Annotated in this window: 22 protein-coding genes; 15 read left to right on the top strand and 7 right to left on the bottom strand. The window is 64.6% G+C overall.

From position 1 onward, the window contains the following. Position 1: 1 nt before the first annotated feature. From CTR53_RS06560 to CTR53_RS06570, 3 genes are all read right to left on the bottom strand, one after another. The gene (locus CTR53_RS06560) at positions 2-478 is read right to left on the bottom strand and encodes a PAS domain-containing protein (protein WP_290810210.1); all 477 of its coding nucleotides are present in this window, start codon (positions 476-478) and stop codon (positions 2-4) included. 130 nt (positions 479-608) lie between these two features. Next, a complete protein-coding gene (locus tag CTR53_RS06565) occupies positions 609-1,100 on the bottom strand; it encodes a PAS domain-containing protein (RefSeq protein WP_290811644.1) in 492 nt (163 codons plus the stop codon). Positions 1,101-1,197: 97 nt separating this feature from the next. Further along, entirely contained in the window at positions 1,198-1,746 is a 549-nt protein-coding gene (locus CTR53_RS06570) for a hypothetical protein (protein ID WP_290810212.1), read from the bottom strand. A 315-nt stretch (positions 1,747-2,061) separates the two neighbouring features. Between CTR53_RS06570 and CTR53_RS06575 the strand changes: the two genes are divergently transcribed. The 14 genes from CTR53_RS06575 (at position 2,062) to ftsH (ending at position 15,377) form a co-directional block, all read left to right on the top strand. Continuing rightward, positions 2,062-2,811 carry a YebC/PmpR family DNA-binding transcriptional regulator gene (locus tag CTR53_RS06575; protein WP_290810214.1) on the top strand — a complete coding sequence of 250 codons (750 nt, stop codon included), beginning with the start codon at positions 2,062-2,064 and terminating at the stop codon, positions 2,809-2,811. Between the two features lie 32 nt (positions 2,812-2,843). After that, complete coding sequence (ruvC, locus tag CTR53_RS06580; protein WP_290810216.1) at positions 2,844-3,362, top strand: crossover junction endodeoxyribonuclease RuvC; 519 nt, start codon at positions 2,844-2,846, stop codon at positions 3,360-3,362. After that, entirely contained in the window at positions 3,359-3,976 is a 618-nt protein-coding gene (ruvA, locus tag CTR53_RS06585; RefSeq protein WP_290810227.1) for a Holliday junction branch migration protein RuvA, read from the top strand. Before ruvC ends, ruvA begins: the two co-directional genes overlap by 4 nt. Next, entirely contained in the window at positions 3,973-5,019 is a 1,047-nt protein-coding gene (gene ruvB, locus CTR53_RS06590; protein WP_290810229.1) for a Holliday junction branch migration DNA helicase RuvB, read from the top strand. The genes ruvA and ruvB overlap by 4 nt, the downstream gene beginning before the upstream one ends. Further along, positions 5,012-5,452 (top strand): tol-pal system-associated acyl-CoA thioesterase, encoded by a 441-nt coding sequence (ybgC, locus tag CTR53_RS06595; protein WP_290810231.1) that lies wholly within the window; start codon positions 5,012-5,014, stop codon positions 5,450-5,452. The genes ruvB and ybgC overlap by 8 nt, the downstream gene beginning before the upstream one ends. A 32-nt stretch (positions 5,453-5,484) precedes the next feature. Beyond that, a complete protein-coding gene (gene tolQ / locus CTR53_RS06600; protein ID WP_290810233.1) occupies positions 5,485-6,219 on the top strand; it encodes a protein TolQ in 735 nt (244 codons plus the stop codon). Positions 6,220-6,221: 2 nt separating this feature from the next. After that, positions 6,222-6,671, top strand: coding sequence for a protein TolR (tolR, locus tag CTR53_RS06605; RefSeq protein WP_290810235.1), 450 nt, complete (start codon positions 6,222-6,224; stop codon positions 6,669-6,671). A 45-nt stretch (positions 6,672-6,716) separates the two neighbouring features. Next, positions 6,717-7,670, top strand: coding sequence for a hypothetical protein (locus CTR53_RS06610; RefSeq protein WP_290810237.1), 954 nt, complete (start codon positions 6,717-6,719; stop codon positions 7,668-7,670). A 19-nt stretch (positions 7,671-7,689) separates the two neighbouring features. Next, on the top strand, positions 7,690-9,045 hold the full coding sequence (tolB, locus tag CTR53_RS06615) for a Tol-Pal system beta propeller repeat protein TolB (protein WP_290810239.1): 1,356 nt from the start codon (positions 7,690-7,692) through the stop codon (positions 9,043-9,045). Positions 9,046-9,366: 321 nt separating this feature from the next. Continuing rightward, a complete protein-coding gene (gene pal, locus CTR53_RS06620) occupies positions 9,367-9,876 on the top strand; it encodes a peptidoglycan-associated lipoprotein Pal (protein ID WP_290810241.1) in 510 nt (169 codons plus the stop codon). Positions 9,877-10,197: 321 nt separating this feature from the next. Continuing rightward, the gene (gene pal, locus CTR53_RS06625; RefSeq protein ID WP_290810243.1) at positions 10,198-10,740 is read left to right on the top strand and encodes a peptidoglycan-associated lipoprotein Pal; all 543 of its coding nucleotides are present in this window, start codon (positions 10,198-10,200) and stop codon (positions 10,738-10,740) included. Between the two features lie 167 nt (positions 10,741-10,907). Next, positions 10,908-11,987, top strand: coding sequence for a tol-pal system protein YbgF (gene ybgF, locus CTR53_RS06630; protein WP_290810245.1), 1,080 nt, complete (start codon positions 10,908-10,910; stop codon positions 11,985-11,987). A 7-nt stretch (positions 11,988-11,994) separates the two neighbouring features. Then, positions 11,995-13,287, top strand: a complete 1,293-nt coding sequence (gene tilS, locus CTR53_RS06635; protein WP_290810247.1) for a tRNA lysidine(34) synthetase TilS — start codon at positions 11,995-11,997, stop codon at positions 13,285-13,287. Positions 13,288-13,442: 155 nt separating this feature from the next. After that, positions 13,443-15,377, top strand: a complete 1,935-nt coding sequence (ftsH, locus tag CTR53_RS06640) for an ATP-dependent zinc metalloprotease FtsH (RefSeq protein ID WP_290810249.1) — start codon at positions 13,443-13,445, stop codon at positions 15,375-15,377. A 263-nt stretch (positions 15,378-15,640) separates the two neighbouring features. Here ftsH and CTR53_RS06645 read toward each other — a convergent pair whose 3' ends face one another. Then, positions 15,641-15,910, bottom strand: a complete 270-nt coding sequence (locus CTR53_RS06645) for a hypothetical protein (protein ID WP_290810251.1) — start codon at positions 15,908-15,910, stop codon at positions 15,641-15,643. A gap of 176 nt (positions 15,911-16,086) precedes the next feature. Between CTR53_RS06645 and CTR53_RS06650 the strand changes: the two genes are divergently transcribed. After that, positions 16,087-16,722, top strand: coding sequence for a glutathione S-transferase family protein (locus CTR53_RS06650; protein ID WP_290810253.1), 636 nt, complete (start codon positions 16,087-16,089; stop codon positions 16,720-16,722). Positions 16,723-16,750: 28 nt separating this feature from the next. Here CTR53_RS06650 and CTR53_RS06655 read toward each other — a convergent pair whose 3' ends face one another. The 3 genes from CTR53_RS06655 to CTR53_RS06665 form a co-directional block, all read right to left on the bottom strand. After that, complete coding sequence (locus tag CTR53_RS06655; RefSeq protein ID WP_290810255.1) at positions 16,751-17,644, bottom strand: alpha/beta fold hydrolase; 894 nt, start codon at positions 17,642-17,644, stop codon at positions 16,751-16,753. An 89-nt stretch (positions 17,645-17,733) separates the two neighbouring features. After that, positions 17,734-18,426 carry a type 1 glutamine amidotransferase gene (locus CTR53_RS06660; RefSeq protein WP_290810257.1) on the bottom strand — a complete coding sequence of 231 codons (693 nt, stop codon included), beginning with the start codon at positions 18,424-18,426 and terminating at the stop codon, positions 17,734-17,736. Between the two features lie 65 nt (positions 18,427-18,491). Beyond that, a complete protein-coding gene (locus CTR53_RS06665) occupies positions 18,492-18,863 on the bottom strand; it encodes a hypothetical protein (protein WP_290810259.1) in 372 nt (123 codons plus the stop codon).

Below are 18,863 nucleotides of genomic sequence, written 5' to 3' on the forward strand. Positions count from 1 at the left end.
CCTAGTAGCTGCGTTCGCGCGGCACGAAGTCGACGATGCAGAACAGCATATTTACCGTCTCGCCATCGGACGACAGCGGCATCACGAGGTCGACCACCGACATGAAATCCTTGTGCGGGCCCACATAAGGCACGCGGCTGACCTGCGGCTGGCGTGTTTCCGTCACGCTGGCCAGGTTCCGCCAGATCCGGCTGTCGGGCTGCTGGTGCGGCAGGTCGCTCATGCATTTCCAGGTGTAGCGCGCATTCATCATCGCATCGGTCACGGTGCCGATCAGGCGATAGCGGAAATCCAATGGCCAGCCCGGCTTGGTGTCGCGCCGCACCTCCATCAGGATCAGATAGGGTAGCAGCGGCTTGATCTCGGCCGGATCGATATCGGCGCGCGCCGGCATCGACCGGCCACCGCATTTGGCGGTCCAGTACTCAAAGGCCTGCCGCAGGCGCGGCGTGGCCGACTCCAAATCCAACGCGGTCATGCGCGGGCGGTCATCCTGAAATGATGCTGTCGGGGAGGGGTAACGGGCAGAAAGGTGGCATGAAATGCCGGGCAGCGCATCCCAAATTTACTGTTACCCGCGGGGGTTACTGCTTGTTTAGCTCGGGTGGTTACCGTCCTGGCGGCGGATTGACCTCGCGCGGGATGAAATCCACCAGCGACATCAGCATGGCCACGGTACGGTCGTCGTCCGACAGCGGCAGCACCAGGTCGATCAGGGAGAGGAAATCCTTGTGCGGCCCCACATAGGGCACGCGATGGAAGCGGGGCTGGCGCTGCTCGACCACTTCGCTGAAATTCAGCCACATCTGGCTGCCCGGCCGCTGCGCCGGCAGTTCGCTCAGGCGCAGGCCGGTGAAGCGCCGCGACATATGGGCGTCCACGGCCGTGCCCATCAGGCGGTAGCGGAAATCGAGCGGCAGATCCGGGGCGGACTGGTGCAGCACGTCGGTCAGCACGATATGCGGCAGGAAAGCCTTCATCTCGATCGGGTCGAGATCGGCGCGCGCCGGCATGGCGCGGCCCCGGCGCTTGCTCTCCCAGTAATCGTAGCCCCACAGCAGAGCCGGCGTTGCCTGCCGGCCCAGCAGCAGGTCGCGCATCGTCGACACATCAGGCTCCTGTCACGCCTCACAGTGTCTCAGGGATTGTGCAGACGCAAAAGCGGATTCCGCTCAACCAAAGGTGAGGGTGGCCCGCTTAACCGAGCTGGGTGAAGGGATGCGTGCCGTCCTGCAGGTGTATGACCGGGGCCAATTCGACGCAGACCAGCAGGCGATCCACCGTTTCGCCGTCATCCGCCAGCGGCAGCACGATATGGAAAATGCTGCTGATGTCGCGGCGCCGGCCCACGTAAGGAAGTACGCCGCGCACCGGCGCGCGGGCATCCATCGCCGCCATCAGGTGGTCCCAGACCGTGCTGGGCGCGCGCTGGTGCGGGATCTCGCTCAGGCAGCGGCCGGTATAGTCGTCGTTGCTCAGTTCGCGCATGCGGCTGCCGATTTCCAGATAGCGGAAATCGAGCGGCTCGCGCTCGATGCCGAAGACCATCAGCTGGGGTCCGAGCGGCTCCAGCGCCAAGGCTGGGATCTGCCGGCGCGCCGGCATCTCGGCGCTGCCGCGCGCGGCGAGCCAGAGCAGATGGGCGTGGGTCAGGGTTTCCGATTGCGGATAGCCCGGCAGGCCGCTGCCCGCGGCGGGCCGCGGGGCCAGCGCTGCGGCGGTGGCCAACTGCATGAGGTCCATCATGCGATTCTGCCCGGCTCCATCCGTTAATGCATTGATATTGCGAGAAATTCAGGCCTTCCCCGGTCCCGGCGCTTGCCGCTGCGGAACCTGCCAAGTCTACTGCCGGCATCGAGGCTGTGCAATCGGGGCGCGACGCCGGTCCGGCAGGTGGAACGCGCGGTCTCCATCTGCCTCTGGCCGACTTGCTTTTGGCGGACGGCGGCAGTATCCGGGCACCCTCCCAGGGGCCATCTCGGGCATCGGCAGATAAAGCCGCCGAAATATGATAAACATGCCCGATTCGCTCGGTTTTTCACGCTTTAAGCAGGTTCGTCCATGGCCGGCCATTCCCAGTTTAAAAACATCATGCATCGCAAGGGCGCGCAGGATGCCAAGCGCGCCAAGGTTTTCACCAAACTGATCCGCGAACTGACCACGGCGGCCCGCTCCGGCCAGCCCGATCCGGCCGCCAATCCGCGCCTGCGCGCCGCCATCCAGGCCGCCCGCGTCGCCAATATGTCGAAAGACACCATCGACCGAGCCGTGAAGCGCGGCGCCGGCGGCGATGCGGCCGACAATTACGAAGAGGTGCGCTACGAAGGCTACGGCCCGGGCGGCGTTGCCGTGATCGTCGAGGCCCTGACCGACAACCGCAACCGTACGGCCGGCGAAGTGCGCGCCGCCTTTTCCAAGAATGGCGGGGCGCTGGGCGAGACCAACTCGGTATCCTTCATGTTCGACCGCGTCGGCGAGATCGTTTTCCCGGCGACCGCGGCCTCGGCCGAGGCGCTGTTCGAAGGCGCACTGGAGGCCGGCGCAGAGGACGTGCAGTCGGACGACGAAGGCCACAGTGTCACCTGCGCGCAGGATGATTTCGCCGCGGTGCGCGAGGCGCTGGAAAAGACCTTCGGCGAGCCGAAATCGGCCAAGCTGGTGTGGAAGGCCAAGACCACCACGCCGGTCGAGGGCGAGAAGGCCGAGACGCTGTTCAAGATGATCGAAGTGCTGGAAGACAGCGACGACGTGCAGACCGTCTACGCCAATTTCGACATTTCGGAGGACGAACTGAAGCGGCTTGCGGGTTAAGGCCCCGAAAGGACTCCGGCTTGGGTTCACCCATGCGCATCATCGGTCTCGATCCCGGCCTGCGGGCCACCGGCTGGGGCATCATCCATGCCGAGGGCAACCGGCTCAGCCATGTCGCGCATGGCACCATCCGCAGCAACCCGGACGACGAGTTGGCGTATCGTTTGCGCAGCCTGCATGACGCGCTGATGGAACTGCTGCAGGAATGGCAGCCGCAGGCGGCCGCGGTGGAAGAGACCTTCGTGAACAAGAATCCGGCCTCGACGCTGAAACTCGGCCAGGCACGCGGCGTGGTGCTGCTGGCGCCGGCGCAGGCCGGCCTGCCGGTGGCGGAATATGCCCCGACCATGATCAAGAAGGCCGTGGTGGGAACGGGTGCCGCCGACAAGGACCAGGTTCACGCGATGGTGAAGCGGCTGCTGCCAGGGTGCAATGTCACTGGCGCGGATGCCGCCGATGCGCTCGCCGTTGCGATCTGTCATGCGCATAATGCCGCCACCGCCCGCGTGATCCGTACGGCCGAGGCTGCCTTGCTGAGAGCCGCACGATGATCGCGAAACTCAGCGGGCTGCTCGATTCCGTGGCCGAGACCTTCTGCATCCTCGATGTGAACGGCGTCGGCTACCAGGTCTTCTGCTCGGCGCGCACCCTGCGCAGCCTGCCCCGACCGGGCGAAGCGATCCGCCTGCATATCGAGACGCATGTACGCGAGGAGCATATCCATCTGTTCGGCTTCATGTCGTCGTCCGAGCGGGAATGTTTCAACCTTCTGCAAACAGTGCAGGGCGTCGGTGCGAAAGTCGCGCTCGGCATCCTGTCGACGCTGGCGCCCGATGAGCTGTTCCGGGCCATCGCTTCGGCCGACAAGACCTCGCTGAACCGCTGCGACGGCGTCGGCCCCAAGCTGGCCGTGCGCCTGATCACCGAGCTGAAGGACAAGGTCGGCGGCATCGCGCTCGGCCCGGTCGCCAGCGCCATGCCCGCAGATGTCGCAGCAGAAAACGGCGCGAACGGCCCCGTGGCAGACGCGCTCTCGGCTTTGGTCAATCTCGGCTACAAGCGTGCCGATGCCTTTGGGGCCGTCACCACCGCTGCCCGTAACCTCGGCGACAAAGCCAATGTGCAGCAGCTGATCCCGGCCGCGCTCAAGGAACTGGCGCGATGAGCGAGCCGTCTCGCATGGTGTCGGGCGCAAAAGCCGAGGGCGACGATCTCGAACGTCATCTGCGCCCGCAGGTTCTGGGCGATTTCATCGGCCAGGCCCGTGCCCGCGAAAACCTCAACATCTTCATCCAGGCCGCGAAAGCACGCGGCGAGGCGCTCGACCATGTGCTGTTCCACGGTCCGCCGGGTCTGGGCAAGACCACGCTGGCGCAGATCGTATCGCGCGAACTCGGTGTCAACTTCAAGGCCACCTCGGGGCCTGTCATCGCCAAGGCCGGCGATCTCGCCGCGCTGCTGACCAATCTGGAAGCGCGCGACGTGCTGTTCATCGACGAGATCCATCGCCTCAATCCGGCCGTGGAGGAAATCCTCTATCCGGCGATGGAAGATTTCCAGCTCGACCTGATCATCGGCGAGGGGCCATCGGCACGCAGCGTGCGCATCGACCTGCCGCCGTTTACGCTCGTCGGCGCCACCACGCGGTCCGGCCTGCTGACCACGCCGTTGCGCGAACGCTTCGGCATTCCGCTGCGGCTGAATTTCTACGAGGTCGAGGAACTGGAACTGATCGTGCGGCGCGGCGCCCGTATCCTCGATCTCGAGCTGGACGCCAGCGGTGCGCGTGAGATCGCCCGCCGCGCGCGCGGTACGCCACGCGTCGCCGGCCGGCTGCTGCGCCGGGTACGCGATTTCGCCGTCTACGCCAAGGCCAAGGTGGTCGATGCCGCCACTGCCGATGCCGCGCTGCTGCGGCTTGAAGTGGATGCGCGCGGCCTGGATGCCATGGATCGCAGGTATCTGACGACAATTGCGCGCGATTTTTCCGGTGGGCCGGTCGGCGTCGAGACCATCGCCGCTTCGCTGTCCGAACCGCGCGACGCGCTGGAAGACATCATCGAGCCATATCTCATTCAGCAGGGTTTCCTGCAGCGCACGCCGCGCGGCCGGCTGCTGACGCCCGCCGCCTTCGCCCATATCGGCCTGACGCCGCCTGCGGGACTGGGTACGAACCAGCTAGACCTTCTGGGTGATGACGATGCCTGAGTCCCGGGGGGCTGACAAACAGCATCGTTACGCCCTGCGGGTGCAATGGGAGGATACCGATGCCGCCGGCATCGTGTATTACGCCAACTATCTGCGCTTCATCGAACGCGGCCGGTCCGATCTTTTGTTGCAGAACGGCATCGACCAGCGCGGCCTGATAGATGCGGAAAACGGCGTCGCCTTCGCGGTCCGAGCCTGCAATATGGACTACCTGAAACCGGCCCGGCTGCATGAGGTACTGGTTGTTACAACCGCCCTGACCGAACTGCGCGGCGCCAGCCTGACCCTGAGGCAGGAGGTCTGGCGCGGCGAGGACCTGCTGGTCCGGGCCGAGGTCAAGTTGGCCTGTATCGACGCAAAAGGCCGTGCCCGGCGGGTGCCGCCGCCGGTTGCGGCGCTTTTCGCCACACTTTCACCAAATTTATCGCATTGATCTGTTAACTCTCAGCCAAAGGATTCGAACTTATGGACAGGACCGTCAGCGCTGCGCAGCTCGGGGGCTCTTCTGCGGCCGCCGATCTTTCGCTCTGGGCGCTCTTCCTTCAGGCCGACTGGATCGTCAAGGCCGTGATGCTGCTGCTCATCCTGGCCTCGTTCTGGTCGTGGGCGATCATCTTCGACAAGCTGATCAAGATCCGCCGCACCGTCAGCGACACCGACAAGTTCGAGAACGACTTCTGGTCGGGCGGCTCGCTGGATGCGCTGTACGACCGCCTCTCGATGGCCGGTCCGCAGCATCCGATGGCCGTGCTGTTCGTCGCCGCGATGCGCGAATGGCGCCGCTCCACCGAGCGCGGCCTGGTGCGCGGCACGAAGGGGCTGGGCTCGCTGCAGGTCCGTATCAACCAGGTGATGCGCGTCTCTATCGACCGTGAGATGGAGCGGCTGGAACGCTATCTCGGCTTCCTCGCCTCGGTCGGTTCGGTGTCGCCCTTCGTCGGCCTGTTCGGCACGGTCTGGGGCATCATGAACTCCTTCCACGCCATTGCCTCCAGCAAGAACACCTCGCTGGCCGTGGTGGCGCCGGGCATCGCGGAAGCGTTGTTCGCCACCGCTTTGGGCCTGCTCGCAGCCATTCCGGCGGTGATGGCCTACAACAAGTTCTCCAATGACCTGGCCCGCCTCAATGTGCGGCTCGAAGGCTTTGCCGGCGAGTTCTCCGCGCTGATGTCGCGCCAGCTCGACGAAGAGGCGGCCTGATCATGGGTATCTCTGCCGGAGGAGGCGGTTCGACCCGCGGCGGCCGCATGCGGCGGGCGCCGATGTCCGAAATCAACGTCACCCCGCTGGTCGACGTGATGCTGGTGCTGCTGATCGTCTTCATGGTCGCGGCGCCGCTGCTCACCGTCGGCGTGCAGGTCGACCTGCCGAAGACGCAGGCTGCCGCGATCCAGGGCCAGGACGAACCCCTGAGCGTCACCATCGATAGCAAGGGCGTCGTTTACCTTCAGGAAAGCCCGATCGAGATAGACCAGTTGGTGCCGCGCCTGCAGGCGATTGCCGGCAATGCGCCTGAGCGCCGCATCTTCGTACGCGGCGACCAGGCGATCAATTACGGCAAGGTGCTGGAAGTGATGGGCGTGATCAACACCGGCGGCTTCACCAAGGTGGCGCTGGTCGGCAATCCGCCGGCTGCCGCGCCGAGACGTTAACTGGGCGGCCGTCGGCAATGCGTAGAGTGCAAGGGTAGAGGCAGGGTGCAGCGACAGTCCTACATATTCTCGGCGAGTCTGCATGCCGGCATTCTGGCCATCGGCATCTTCGGCCTGCCCTATTTCTGGGAAACGCCGCGCGAGCCCGAGCCGATGGTCGTGCTGGCCGAATTCGCGCCGATTGCCGAAAAGACCAACGTGCCCAAGCCGCAGCCCAAGGTGGTCGAGACCAAGGCAGAGCCGAAGGAAGAGCCGGTGCCGGAAGCCAAGCCGGCACCCGAGCCGCCCAAACAGCAGGCCGCCGCCGCGCCGCCACCACCGCCTCCGCCGCCCGTGCCCGAGCCGCCCAAGCAGGCCGAGGCGCCCAAGCCGCAACCGATGCCCGAGCCGCAGCCGACCGCCAAGCCGCTGCCGAAACCCAAGGAAGTGGTGGAGACGCCAGAACCGCCGAAGGTGGCCGAAAAGCCCAAGCCGGAAGTGAAGCCTGCCCCGCCCAAGCCGACGCAGCAGCGCACGGAAGAGAAGAGCAAGACGCCGAACTTCTCGGATGTTGCAGCCCTGGTGAACAAGATGAAGGCGCCGCCGGCCCAGCAGCCGCAGCAGGCACCGCAGACCGCCTCGCGCACGCCGCCGGCCGCCGCGCCGCGTGCCGAGGGGCGGTCGGATCCCAATCAGCCGCTCTCGATGAGCGAACAGGACTTCTTGCGCAAGCAGGTTGAAGACAAATGGAATGTTGATATTGGCGCTAAAGATGCCAAGGACCTGATTGTGCGTATCCGCATGACCCTGAACCCGGATGGTTCATTGCGTACTCAGCCTGAGATCATTGACACCGCACGCATGTATCTGCCGGGCCAGGAAAACTATCGTTCGGCAGCAGAATCAGCGAAGCGGGCCGTGCTGAAAGCCGCGCCGTTTAAGTTGCCGCCTGGCGACAAAGATAAGTGGACTCAGGAAATCATTCTGAATTTCGATCCGCGCATGATGCTGGGCGGATAAAGACCATAGGGAGACAGTGATGCTTCGGATGCCGAGTGCTGGCGCTATGAAGGCCGGCTTGCTAATGCTGATTGCGATGGCGTTGGTCGCTCCGCGGGCAGAGGCCGCGGTCGAAATTATTATTGGTTCGGGCAATTTCAAACCGGTGCCGATCGCGATTTCCGATTTCGATGCCGACAACCCGCAGGCGCTGAAGATCGGCGTCGATGTCGCCCAGGTGATCCGCGCCGACCTCGAACGCTCGGGCCTGTTCAAGCCGGCCGATCCCAAGGCGCATATCCAGTCGGCGGCGCAGATGCGGGTACAGCCGCGCTTCCAGGACTGGCGCGTGATCAATGTCGATGCGCTGGTCAACGGTCGCATCGAGATGCAGCCCGACGGCCGCCTGCGCGGCGAATTCCGCCTGTGGGACGTGGCCGCCGAAAACCAGATGACCGGCCTGGCGCTGTTCACCACGCCCGACAACTGGCGTCGTCTTGCCCATTTAATTGCAGACGCGATCTACAAGCGCGTCACCGGTGAGGATGGTTATTTCGATACCCGCATCGTCTACGTGTCTGAAAGCGGCCCGGCGGATCGCCGCGTGAAGCGACTGGCGATCATGGACCAGGACGGCGCCAATCACCGCATGCTCACCGACGGCCGCTTCCTGGTGCTGACGCCGCGTTTCAGCCCGGGCCAGCAGGAAATCACCTATCTGAGCTACTTCAACGACAAGCCGCGCGTCTATCTGTTCAACATCGATACCGGACAGCAGGAACTGGTTGGCGATTTCCCCGGCATGACCTTTGCGCCGCGCTTCTCGCCCGATGGCAACCGCGTGATCATGTCACTGGCCTCGGACGGCAATTCCGATGTCTACATGATGGATCTGCGCACGCGGCAGCGGCAGCGGCTCACCACCGATCCGGCCATCGACACGTCGCCCAGCTTCGCGCCCGACGGTCGTCGCATCACCTTCAATTCGGATCGTGGTGGCACCAAGCAGATTTACGTGATGAATTCCGATGGATCCGATCAGAAGCGCGTCAGCTTCAATCAGGGCCGCTATTCCACGCCGGTGTGGTCGCCGCGCGGCGATCTGATCGCTTTCACCAAGGAATATCAGGGCCAGTTCTCGATCGGTGTGATGCGTCCCGATGGTTCGGGCGAACGCATCCTGTCGTCGAACGCGGTGGTGCAGGAAGCGCCGACCTGGGCGCCGAACGGCCGCGTGCTCATGTTCTATCGCGAGACGCCGCCGAATGCGCAGGGCCGCGGACATCGCGTGCGCCTGATCTCGATTGACCTCACCGGTTTCAACGAACGGGAAATCCCGACGCCGGCCGACGCCTCCGATCCGGCCTGGTCGCCGCTCTCGGCTCTGGTGCGCTGAATCTGCNNAACGGACCCCTGTTGCAGAAATGCCGCAGGGGTCCGTTTAGTATTTACAAGCCCTTAGGCCTATTGATTCAGCAAAAACCGGCCGATATAGTCGAACTTGACGTAATGGCTCGAACCTCGGGGTTCCGGCAACGTTTGCACTTGGCTAAGGAAATGGTTTCCGGCCCGGAGGCAGCGACCGGTAAAGCTTGGGGATCTGTCACACGCTCCGTGTCCGGATCGAAATTTCTCACTGCCGTTCATGGAACGCAAGTTGCGCTTCGCTGTTCAGGTACCTGACTCACTTCTCGAAACCCTTGGAGGGATAATAAAAATGCGCCTCAACACCTTCGGCTCCAAGTTCCTGGCCGTGGCTGCCGTGGGCATGCTCGTTGCCGCTTGCTCGTCCGATCCGGCCCCGACCGCTTCCACCAGCGGCGCCGGCGGCGCCAAGACTGCTGCTGCTCCGGCTGCCAGCATCTCGCCCGGCACCGTGCAGGATTTCCAGGTCAACGTCGGCGACCGCGTCTTCTTCGACTATGACAAGTTCGACGTGAAGCCGGCCGGCAAGGCCACGCTCGACAAGCAGGCTGCCTGGCTGAAGCGCTATGGCCAGTGGAAGGTCGTAATCGAGGGTCATGCCGACGAACGCGGCACCCGCGAATACAACCTTGCGCTCGGCGAGCGTCGCGCCAATGCCGTCAAGACCTACCTGGTCAACCAGGGCATCCCGGCGAACCGCGTCACCACGATCTCCTACGGTAAGGAGCGTCCGGTGGCTCTGGGTTCGAACGAGGCCGCCTGGGCCCAGAACCGTCGCGGTGTGACGGTCCTGTCGAACTAATTCAGGCGCAGTTCTGGGCTCTGCCCGGATTGCACTGGAGTTCTTTGAAACACCCGTCTGCGCAAGCAGGCGGGTGTTTTGATTCCCGGTCGCTGAATCAGTCATCTGTTTGATTCAGGTATCGCGTGTTTGATTCGGGGCGGGCAGCGGCACTTTTTCCGCGGCCAAGGGTTCGGTCAGTGAGAGTCTCTTGGCAGCGGGTTTTTCGATCCGCCGCAGTTCCGCCGTAAAAGATTCGCCATTCCGCCGTAAAAGCCAGGCTTAGCTATGCCGAGAAGCTTTAACGGTGGGCAGTGCTAACAAAAGAGGGGAGTCCCCAAAATGCAACGTAATACGATGGTGCGGTCGATGCTGGCCGCGGTGCTTGTGCTGGGTCTGGCCGCGTGCGAAAGCGCGCCGCAGCAGGACAGTTCCATGAGCGGTGCGGGCGGTCGCGGCGGCTCGACCAGCGGCGTCAGCAGCAGCCCGATGGGCGGCGTCAGCAGCAACGCCCTGGGCGGCCGTGAAGGCGCCCAGCAGCAGTTCGCCACCGAAGCCGGTGACCGCGTGCTGTTCGAAACCGACTCGCACTCGCTGAACAGCCAGGCCGTCGGCATCCTGGAACGCCAGGTCGCCTGGCTGAAGCGTAACGGCCAGTGGCGCGTGGTGATCGAGGGTCACTGTGACGAACGTGGCACCCGCGAATACAATCTCGCGCTCGGCGACCGCCGCGCCACCGCCGTGCGGAATTACCTGGTCAACCAGGGCATCCCGAGCCAGCGCATCTCGGTGATCTCCTATGGCAAGGAACGCCCGGTCGCGGTCGGCAACAGCGAGTCGTCGTGGTCGCAGAACCGCCGCGGCGTGACCGTCCTGCAGAACTGATTGCCGTCTGCCGCTGGCAGTTTACCAGCGGCAGTCATCGGCTGATCACAGCAAGCCTATGAGGAGGGGGCGCAAAACTGCGCCCCCTCATTGCTTGGTGCCATGCTTTTGACGTAAACCCCGGTAAACTCGGCAATCTGCCCGATTCGTCCATCACGGGGTCCGCCATGTCTGCGTCGCTCGCCGCCCGTCTGTCTGTTGTCCTGCTGCTCGCCGGCACCGCCGTGCCTGCCGCCGTTACGTCTGCTTGGGCGCAGGACGCCCAGACCTTCGACCGCATCAACCGCCTGGAACGCGACCTGCAGACCCTGCAGCGTCAGGTCTATCGCGGCGGCACGCCGCCGGCGTCTTCCTCGTCGGGTGGCGGCAGCCTCACCGATGCCGGCAGCGATGGATCTTCCGCTGCCAACCGCCTGAATGCGCGCATCGACGAGCTGGAAAACCAGATCCGCCAGATGACCGGGCGTTTCGAGGAGGTCGAATTCGCTTCCAGCCAGGCCAACCGCCGCATCGACAAGCTGGTGGAGGATGTCGATTTCCGTCTCAACCAGCTCGAACGTGGCGGCCAGCCGCCCACTGGTCAGCCAGGAGGGGGCCAGCAGAGCGCGCCGCAGACCGGCAGCGTCGAACAGGTGAAGCCCAGCGCGCAGCAGCAGGGCGTGCCCGCGCCCGGCGCACCGGTGGCGCGCGGTTCGACGTCATCGACGCCGGGTCAGGCGCCATCCAAGGAGGGCGTGCTCGGTTCGATGCCGGCCGACGCGCAGGGCCGTCCGCTCAATACGCCGAACCAGCCCCAGCAACACAACCAGCAGACCGCGCGGGCAACGCCACCGGCGTCCGGCAAGGGCAAACTGCCGAACGGTTCGCCGCAGGAGCGCTACAACTACGCCTACAAGCTGCTGGTGCAGAGCGACTATGCCGATGCCGAATCTGCCTTCCGCGAATTCCTGAGTGCGCATCCGCAGGATGCGCTGGCCGGCAATGCGCAATACTGGCTCGGCGAGACCTATTACGTCCGCGGCCAGTATGAGCCGGCGGCGCAGGCCTTCCTGCAGGGCTATCAGGGCTATCCGAAAGGCGCCAAGGCGCCCGACAGCCTGCTGAAACTCGGCATGTCGCTGTCGGCGATGAAGAAGAATCCGGAAGCCTGTGCGGCGCTGGGCCAGCTTGGCAAGGAATTCGCTAGCGCGCCGCCGCATGTGAAGGATGCCGCCACCCGCGAACGCGGCAAGATCGGCTGCAAGTAAGCGCGAGATGACGACGGGGGCGGCGGTAACGGTAGCGGAGTTTGATCGCTGCCTGCGACCACTGCTGGCGGACGACAAACCCAAATCGATTGCCGTGGCCGTCTCCGGCGGCGCCGACAGCATGGCGCTGGTGCTGCTGACAGCCGACTGGGCTCGCAAGAAACGCATCGCGGTGCTGCCGCTGATTGTCGATCACCGGCTGCGGGCTGAGTCGACGAAAGAAGCGCGTCATGTCGCCGGCTTGCTGCGCAGGGCCGGGCTGACGCCGAAAATTCTCACCTGGGATGCGAAACAGAAACCGTCGGCAAATCGACAGGCGGCGGCGCGCGAGGCGCGCTATGCGCTGCTGAGCGATGCCTGCGCGAAGGCCGGTATCCGCCACCTGCTGCTGGCGCATCATCGCGACGACCAGGCCGAGACGGTGCTGCTGCGGGCGCTGCGCGGCTCTGGCGTTGATGGTCTTGCTGCCATGCAGCCGCGTGCGACACGCGACGGCCTGATCCTGCTGCGTCCGCTGCTCGATCTTCCCAAGGTGCGGCTGGTTGCCACGCTGAAAAAACGCAAACAGGCCTGGGTCGAAGACCCGAGCAACGCCAGTCTCTCGTTCCAGCGCGTGCGTGTGCGCGCCGCGCTCGACCTGCTCAGCGAGAACGACGCCGCGGTACGGGCCGAGCTGGTGCAGCATCTGGCGCAGACGGCGAAGAATTTTGCCCGCACCCGCGCGCTGCTCGATGCCGCCGCCTATGACCTGCTGCATGCCTCGGTGCAGCTGACGCCGGCCGGCACGGCCTGGCTCGATCCGGCCGCGCTGATCGCCGCGGAAGACGACCTGGCCCTGCGCGCGCTGGTCAAACTGCTGGGCGCGATCGGCGGCCTGCCCGTGCCGCCGCGGCTGGATGGATTGCAGCGGCTGCTCGATGCGCTGCGCGGCGGAAAATCCCTGCCGCTCACCCTGCATCGCTGTCTGCTCAGCCGCGTGAGGGGCGAGACGCATCTGCTGATCTGCCGCGAGGCGCGCTATCTGCCGGAGCCTGCGCCGCTGACCTCTATGCTGTGGGACGGTCGATTCCGCATTGCAGCAACGAAGCCGGTCCGTGGCGTCAGTATTGCGCCGCTGGGGAAAGACCGGCTGTCAAAAGACGTAGCGCTCACAGCCGCGCTTTTGCCTAAAGTCGCATGGCCGGCGCTGCCGGCGCTGCGGACCGCTGCCGGCCGTCTACTGGCGGTTCCGGGCCTGAACTGGGGCGAGATGCCGGCCGGGGTGACGATTTCCTTCCAGCCGGCGCTGCCAGCCGCCTGAATCGGCGTCTCAAACCGCAGAATCTCACGCGGTAACCGCTTGTTTAGGCCGGTTGAGCGCATATCTATGGTCTGTGCCGGATAAAATCGGCTAAAATTTTCCGCCTCCGGAGTTTTTGTCCGGGCAGGGTTTTGTGTGGAAAGGAACGGGCTTCCGTGAATATGTTCGGCCGTAATCTGGCGCTGTGGGTGATCATCGGCCTTCTGGTCGTGGCGTTGTTCAACCTGTTTCAGGGCCCCAGCATGCGCGGCAGTGCGCAGGCGCTTGCCTATTCCGATTTCCTGAACGACGTGTCGAACGGCCAGATCACCGATGTGATCGTGCAGAACAGCTCGAACACCGTGACCGGCCATTTCCGCGACGGCCGCAGCTTCACCACCTATATGCCGAACGACCCCAGCCTGATCTCCAAGCTGACCGAGCGTGGCGTACGCGTCAGCGCGGCGCCGCCGGAAGAAGGCAATCCGCTGTTCACCATCTTCATCTCCTGGTTCCCGATGCTGCTGCTGATCGGCGTCTGGATCTTCTTCATGCGCCAGATGCAGGGCGGCGGCGGCAAGGCGATGGGCTTCGGCAAGTCGAAGGCGCGCCTGCTCACCGAGCGCCATGGCCGCGTCACCTTCGAGGACGTTGCCGGCATCGAGGAAGCCAAGGGCGAGCTGGAAGAAATCGTCGACTTCCTGCGCGACCCGCAGAAATTCCAGCGTCTCGGCGGCAAGATCCCGAAGGGCTGTCTGCTGGTCGGCCCGCCGGGCACCGGCAAGACTTTGCTCGCCCGCGCCATCGCCGGCGAAGCCAACGTGCCGTTCTTCACGATCTCGGGTTCCGACTTCGTTGAGATGTTCGTCGGCGTCGGCGCCAGCCGCGTGCGCGACATGTTCGAGCAGGCCAAGAAGAACGCGCCCTGCATCATCTTCATCGACGAAATCGACGCGGTCGGCCGCCATCGCGGCGCCGGGCTGGGCGGCGGCAACGACGAACGCGAGCAGACGCTGAACCAGCTGCTGGTCGAGATGGACGGTTTCGAGGCGACCGAAGGCGTGATCCTGATCGCCGCCACCAACCGTCCCGACGTGCTCGATCCCGCCCTGCTGCGTCCGGGCCGCTTCGACCGCCAGATCGTGGTGCCGAATCCCGATATCATCGGCCGCGAACACATCCTGCGCGTCCATATGCGGAAAGTCCCGCTGGCGCCCGATGTGGAACCCAAGATCATCGCTCGCGGCACGCCCGGTTTCTCCGGCGCCGATCTCGCCAACCTGGTGAACGAGGCAGCCTTGCTCGCGGCACGCCGCAACAAGCGCGTCGTCACCATGGCCGATTTCGAGCATGCCAAGGACAAGGTGATGATGGGCGCCGAGCGCCGCTCGATGGTGATGGGCGAAGAGGAAAAGCGCCTCACCGCCTATCACGAGGCGGGCCATGCGCTGGTCGGCCTGTTCATGCCCAAGCACGATCCGCTGCACAAGGTGACCATCATCCCGCGCGGCCGCGCGCTGGGCGTCACCATGTCGCTGCCCGAGAAGGACCGTCTGTCGATGTCGACGCTCGAACTGGAATCGCGTCTGGCGATGATGTTCGGCGGCCGCATGGCGGAAGAACTGGTCTTCGGCAAGGAAAACATCACCACCGGCGCCTCGAACGACATCCAGCAGGCCACCGGCCTGGCGCGTCGCATGGTCACTGAATGGGGCATGAGCGACAAGCTCGGCCGCCTGCGCTACTCGGACAACGAGGAAGAGGTCTTCCTCGGCCATTCCGTCACCCAGCGCAAGAACGTCTCGGATGCGACCGCGAAGCTGATCGATGAGGAAATCCGTCACATCATCGACAATGCCGAAACCAACGCCCGCCGCATCCTGACCGAACACCGCACCGATCTCGACACCGTGGCGGTGGCGCTGCTGGAATACGAGACGCTGTCGGGCGACGAGGTGAGGGCATTGCTGCGCGGCGAGAAGATCGTGCGCACCGACGACCGCACCCCGACCCCGGGCAGCGATGCCGGTCCGCGCTCGGCGGTGCCGACCTCGCGCGGCGGCGGCAAGCCGGCCGGCGGCTTCGAACCGGAACCGCAGCCGGGCGCCTGATACGCCGGTATTGCAGGAATACGAAAACGCTCGCTGGAAACAGCGGGCGTTTTTCTTTCCGCCTCATAATCGTCATCCCCGGGCCCGGCGGCTTTGCCGCCATACAATTGCTTTCGCGCAAAGCGCGATGGCCGAGGATCCATCCCGTCCAGAGGCAGCGATATGGCGTCGGAGACTGCCCTCGACGTCTTTGCCAATTCGGCCTGATTCCCGGGACAAGCCCGGGGATGACATATTTGGAAACAGGAGCGGGTGCGTGCCCCTCACTCCGCCGCCTGCTGCTCCGCGAGCCGCACCGGCTGGAAATCGGGCTGCGGCCATTGCGTCTCGGCGAGCCGCTTCTGCGCCTCCAGCAGGGCGCGGATCGCTGTGGTCAGCGCGTCGCTGCAGTGATCGGGTTTGGCCAGCAGGCCGTTTCTGTCGAGGCAGCCGGAGCCGAAGCTGGCGCGCAGCAGCGCCTCGGCGCGGCGCACCTCCTGCAGGATGTCGGTGGAATTGCGCAAAGCGGTCGGCATCGTTTCGGTGTCGGACATGAGCCCCCTCATGTGTGAACTGAACCGGTCGTCTGACCGTGGCCGGCATCTGGGAGCGTCAGACTCCCGCTTCAAGGGGGGCGCAAAGATTTCACAAAGCGCGGAACCGGCAGAGTCGGGATTCGTTGACATCCTTCCGTCATGCTACCCTGCCTGCTCGCAACAGGGAGTTCCGCATGCTCACCGTCCATCACTTAGGCAAGTCGCAGTCCGAACGCATCGTCTGGCTCTGCGAGGAGCTGGGCATCGACTACGAGCTGAAGCTCTATGCGCGCGCGCCGGTGCTGGCGCCCGAGGAGTATCGCGCGCTGCATCCGGTCGGCTCGGCGCCGGTGATCCAGGATGGAGATGTGACGCTGGCGGAATCCGCTGCGGTGGTCGACTACATCATCGCCAAGCATGGCAACGGCCGCCTCAGCGTGCCGAAGGACGATCCGGGGTTTGCCGACTATCTCTACTGGTTCCATTTCGCCAATGGCACGCTACAGCCGGCCTTCATGCGGCTGATGGTCTCCGGCCGCTTCGATCCGCCGGCCGATCATCCGGCGCTGAAACTGGGCCAGAGCCGCATGCAGCGGATTCTCGGCATGATGGAGACGCGGCTGGCGCAAGTGCCGTATCTGGCGGGCAGCCAGTTGACCGCGGCCGATATCATGACGGTGTTCTCGCTCACCACCATGCGTTATTTCCAGCCCTACGATCTGTCGCACTATCCCTGCATCCTGCAGTATCTGGTGCGCATCGGCGCGCGGCCCGCCTATCAGCGCGCCATGCTGAAAGGCGATCCCGGCATGAAGCCGCTGCTGGGGTGACTCCGGATTTGCCCGCAAACCTTGCGGGTCAGGCCGCGCGCAGAAAACCGCGCAGGCTGTTCAGCGTGCGGTCGGGTTCGGCCTCGGGAAAGAAATGGCCGCCCGGCATGGCCTCGCCCTGCACATCGGTTGCCCAGTCGCGCCACAAGGCCAGCGGTCCGCCGTGATCGGCATACCAGCTGTCGAGCGGGCCGTCTTTCGCCCAGAGGCACAGCAGCGGGCAGACGATGCGGCGGCCGCCCGCCCGGTCGCTGCGGTCATGTGAAACATCCAGCGTGGCAGCCGCGCGGTATTCCTCGCAGATCGCCCGCGCATGTGCGGCGTCGCGCAACTGCGCGATATAGGCTTCGCGCTGCGCCGGCGGGAAACTGCTCGGCGCGGAGCCCCAGCCGGTCAGCGCGGCATCGACGATCTCGGCGGCACAGCGCGTCAGCACGGCTTCGGGCAGGGGCGGATCCTGCGCCAGCAGGCTCCACGGCCAGAAGCCCTGCGCCATCCGCCCATCGCCCAGTTCCCAGACCGTGGCTGTCGGCAGGACGTCGAGAACCGCCAGGCGGCTGACCCGGGCCGGGTGATCGAGCGCCAGCCGATAGGCCACGCGCCCGCCGCGATCATGGCCGACCACGGCGAAGCGGGTGAAGCCGCGCTGCTGCATCAGCGCCAGCATGTCGCCGGCCAGCGCACGTTTGCTGTAAGGCGCGTGGTCGGGCGCCGAGGGCGGACAACTGCTCGTGCCATAGCCGCGCAGGTCCGGGCAGATCACGGTGAAATCGCGCGCCAGCGCAGGCGCCAGGCGATGCCACATCAGATGCGTCTCGGGGAAACCGTGCAGCAGCAGCAGCGGCGGCCCTGTGCCGCCGTGGCAATAGAAAATCTGTGCCGTGCCGGTGTCGAACCCGGCCGTTTCGAAACCGTCGATCATGTCTGTATCAACGCCGCCGCAACGGATTCGTCAGCCTGACGAAAAGCGATCCGGGCATGAAGTGCGGCTGGGGTGAGGGTGGGCGTCTGTCAGGTCGGCTTCTGTTCGGCGAAGAAATCCGCGATCCAGCGCATGCCGATGCCATCCGTCTCGTCCGGCGCATCGGCCAGCCCCGGCTTCACATCCTGCTGCGACCGCAGCGCGATCAGATCGGACAGATAGGCGCGGCTGAATTCCGGATGGAACTGCACGGATAAAATCGGCGCCGTCGTATAACGCAGGCCGGCGACGGCGCAGGCTCCGGTCTTCGCCACCACTTCGCTGTCCGGCGGCTGCACCACCACCTGGTCCTGATGCGAGGCCGGCATCGTCACAGTCTGCGCCGTACCGCTGCCCAGTGTGGTCTCATACCGCTCCATGCCGGCGCGGAATCCGATGGCGGCTTTCTCGACCCTGCCGCCCAGCGCCTCGGCGATGATCTGGTGGCCGAAGCAGATGCCCGCCATCGGCTGACGCTTCTCGCGGGCCACGTCGCGGATGAAATCTTTCAGCGGTTCGATCCAGGGCAGGTCGTCATAGACGCCGTAGCGCGAACCAGGGATCAGCCATGCATCGCAGGCATCGGGCGTGGGTAGCGCCGCGCCATTCACGACAGAGATGGTGGTGAATGTCGCACCCGGCAGCAGCGCGCCGAGCTGCGCCGCGAACATCGCCGGATAGCTGACGTATTGCGCGCGAAGCGACTCGGGCACCGGCCCGCATTCAATGATGCCGATTTTCATAGCGATGCCATCCGACAGGTATAATCGATCAATTCTATCCCTTTCACGGAGATATTCGGTTGCCATCATATCAGTAGAAACGCCAAAGCAACCAACCACCCTATCGGAGCTGCGGCATATATTGGCTCTACAAAGGCTGCAAGGAGTGATCCGCAGATCAAGCAGGCATAGCCGATGAGTATGAGCTGTTGCGTGAATGGTTCTCGTTTTCCTAGGCGTATGATCATCTTCATTAGAAAAAGGTTTATCCACGGCTGAATAATCGCCGCCAGCAATACGGGTCCTCCGTTATGTGTCATGCCGGCTGAGAACAGCATGACTGGCCAGCTGAGAAAGCCGATCACGACGATCGCAAGTCCAATCGCGTGATTAATCCCGACGACGGTCTCATTTGCCGTTTCAGATTTTTCGACAGATGTATCGTGGCTCTCTGTCAA

The organism is Ferrovibrio sp., from assembly GCF_002796975.1.
GTDB lineage: Bacteria > Pseudomonadota > Alphaproteobacteria > Ferrovibrionales > Ferrovibrionaceae > Ferrovibrio.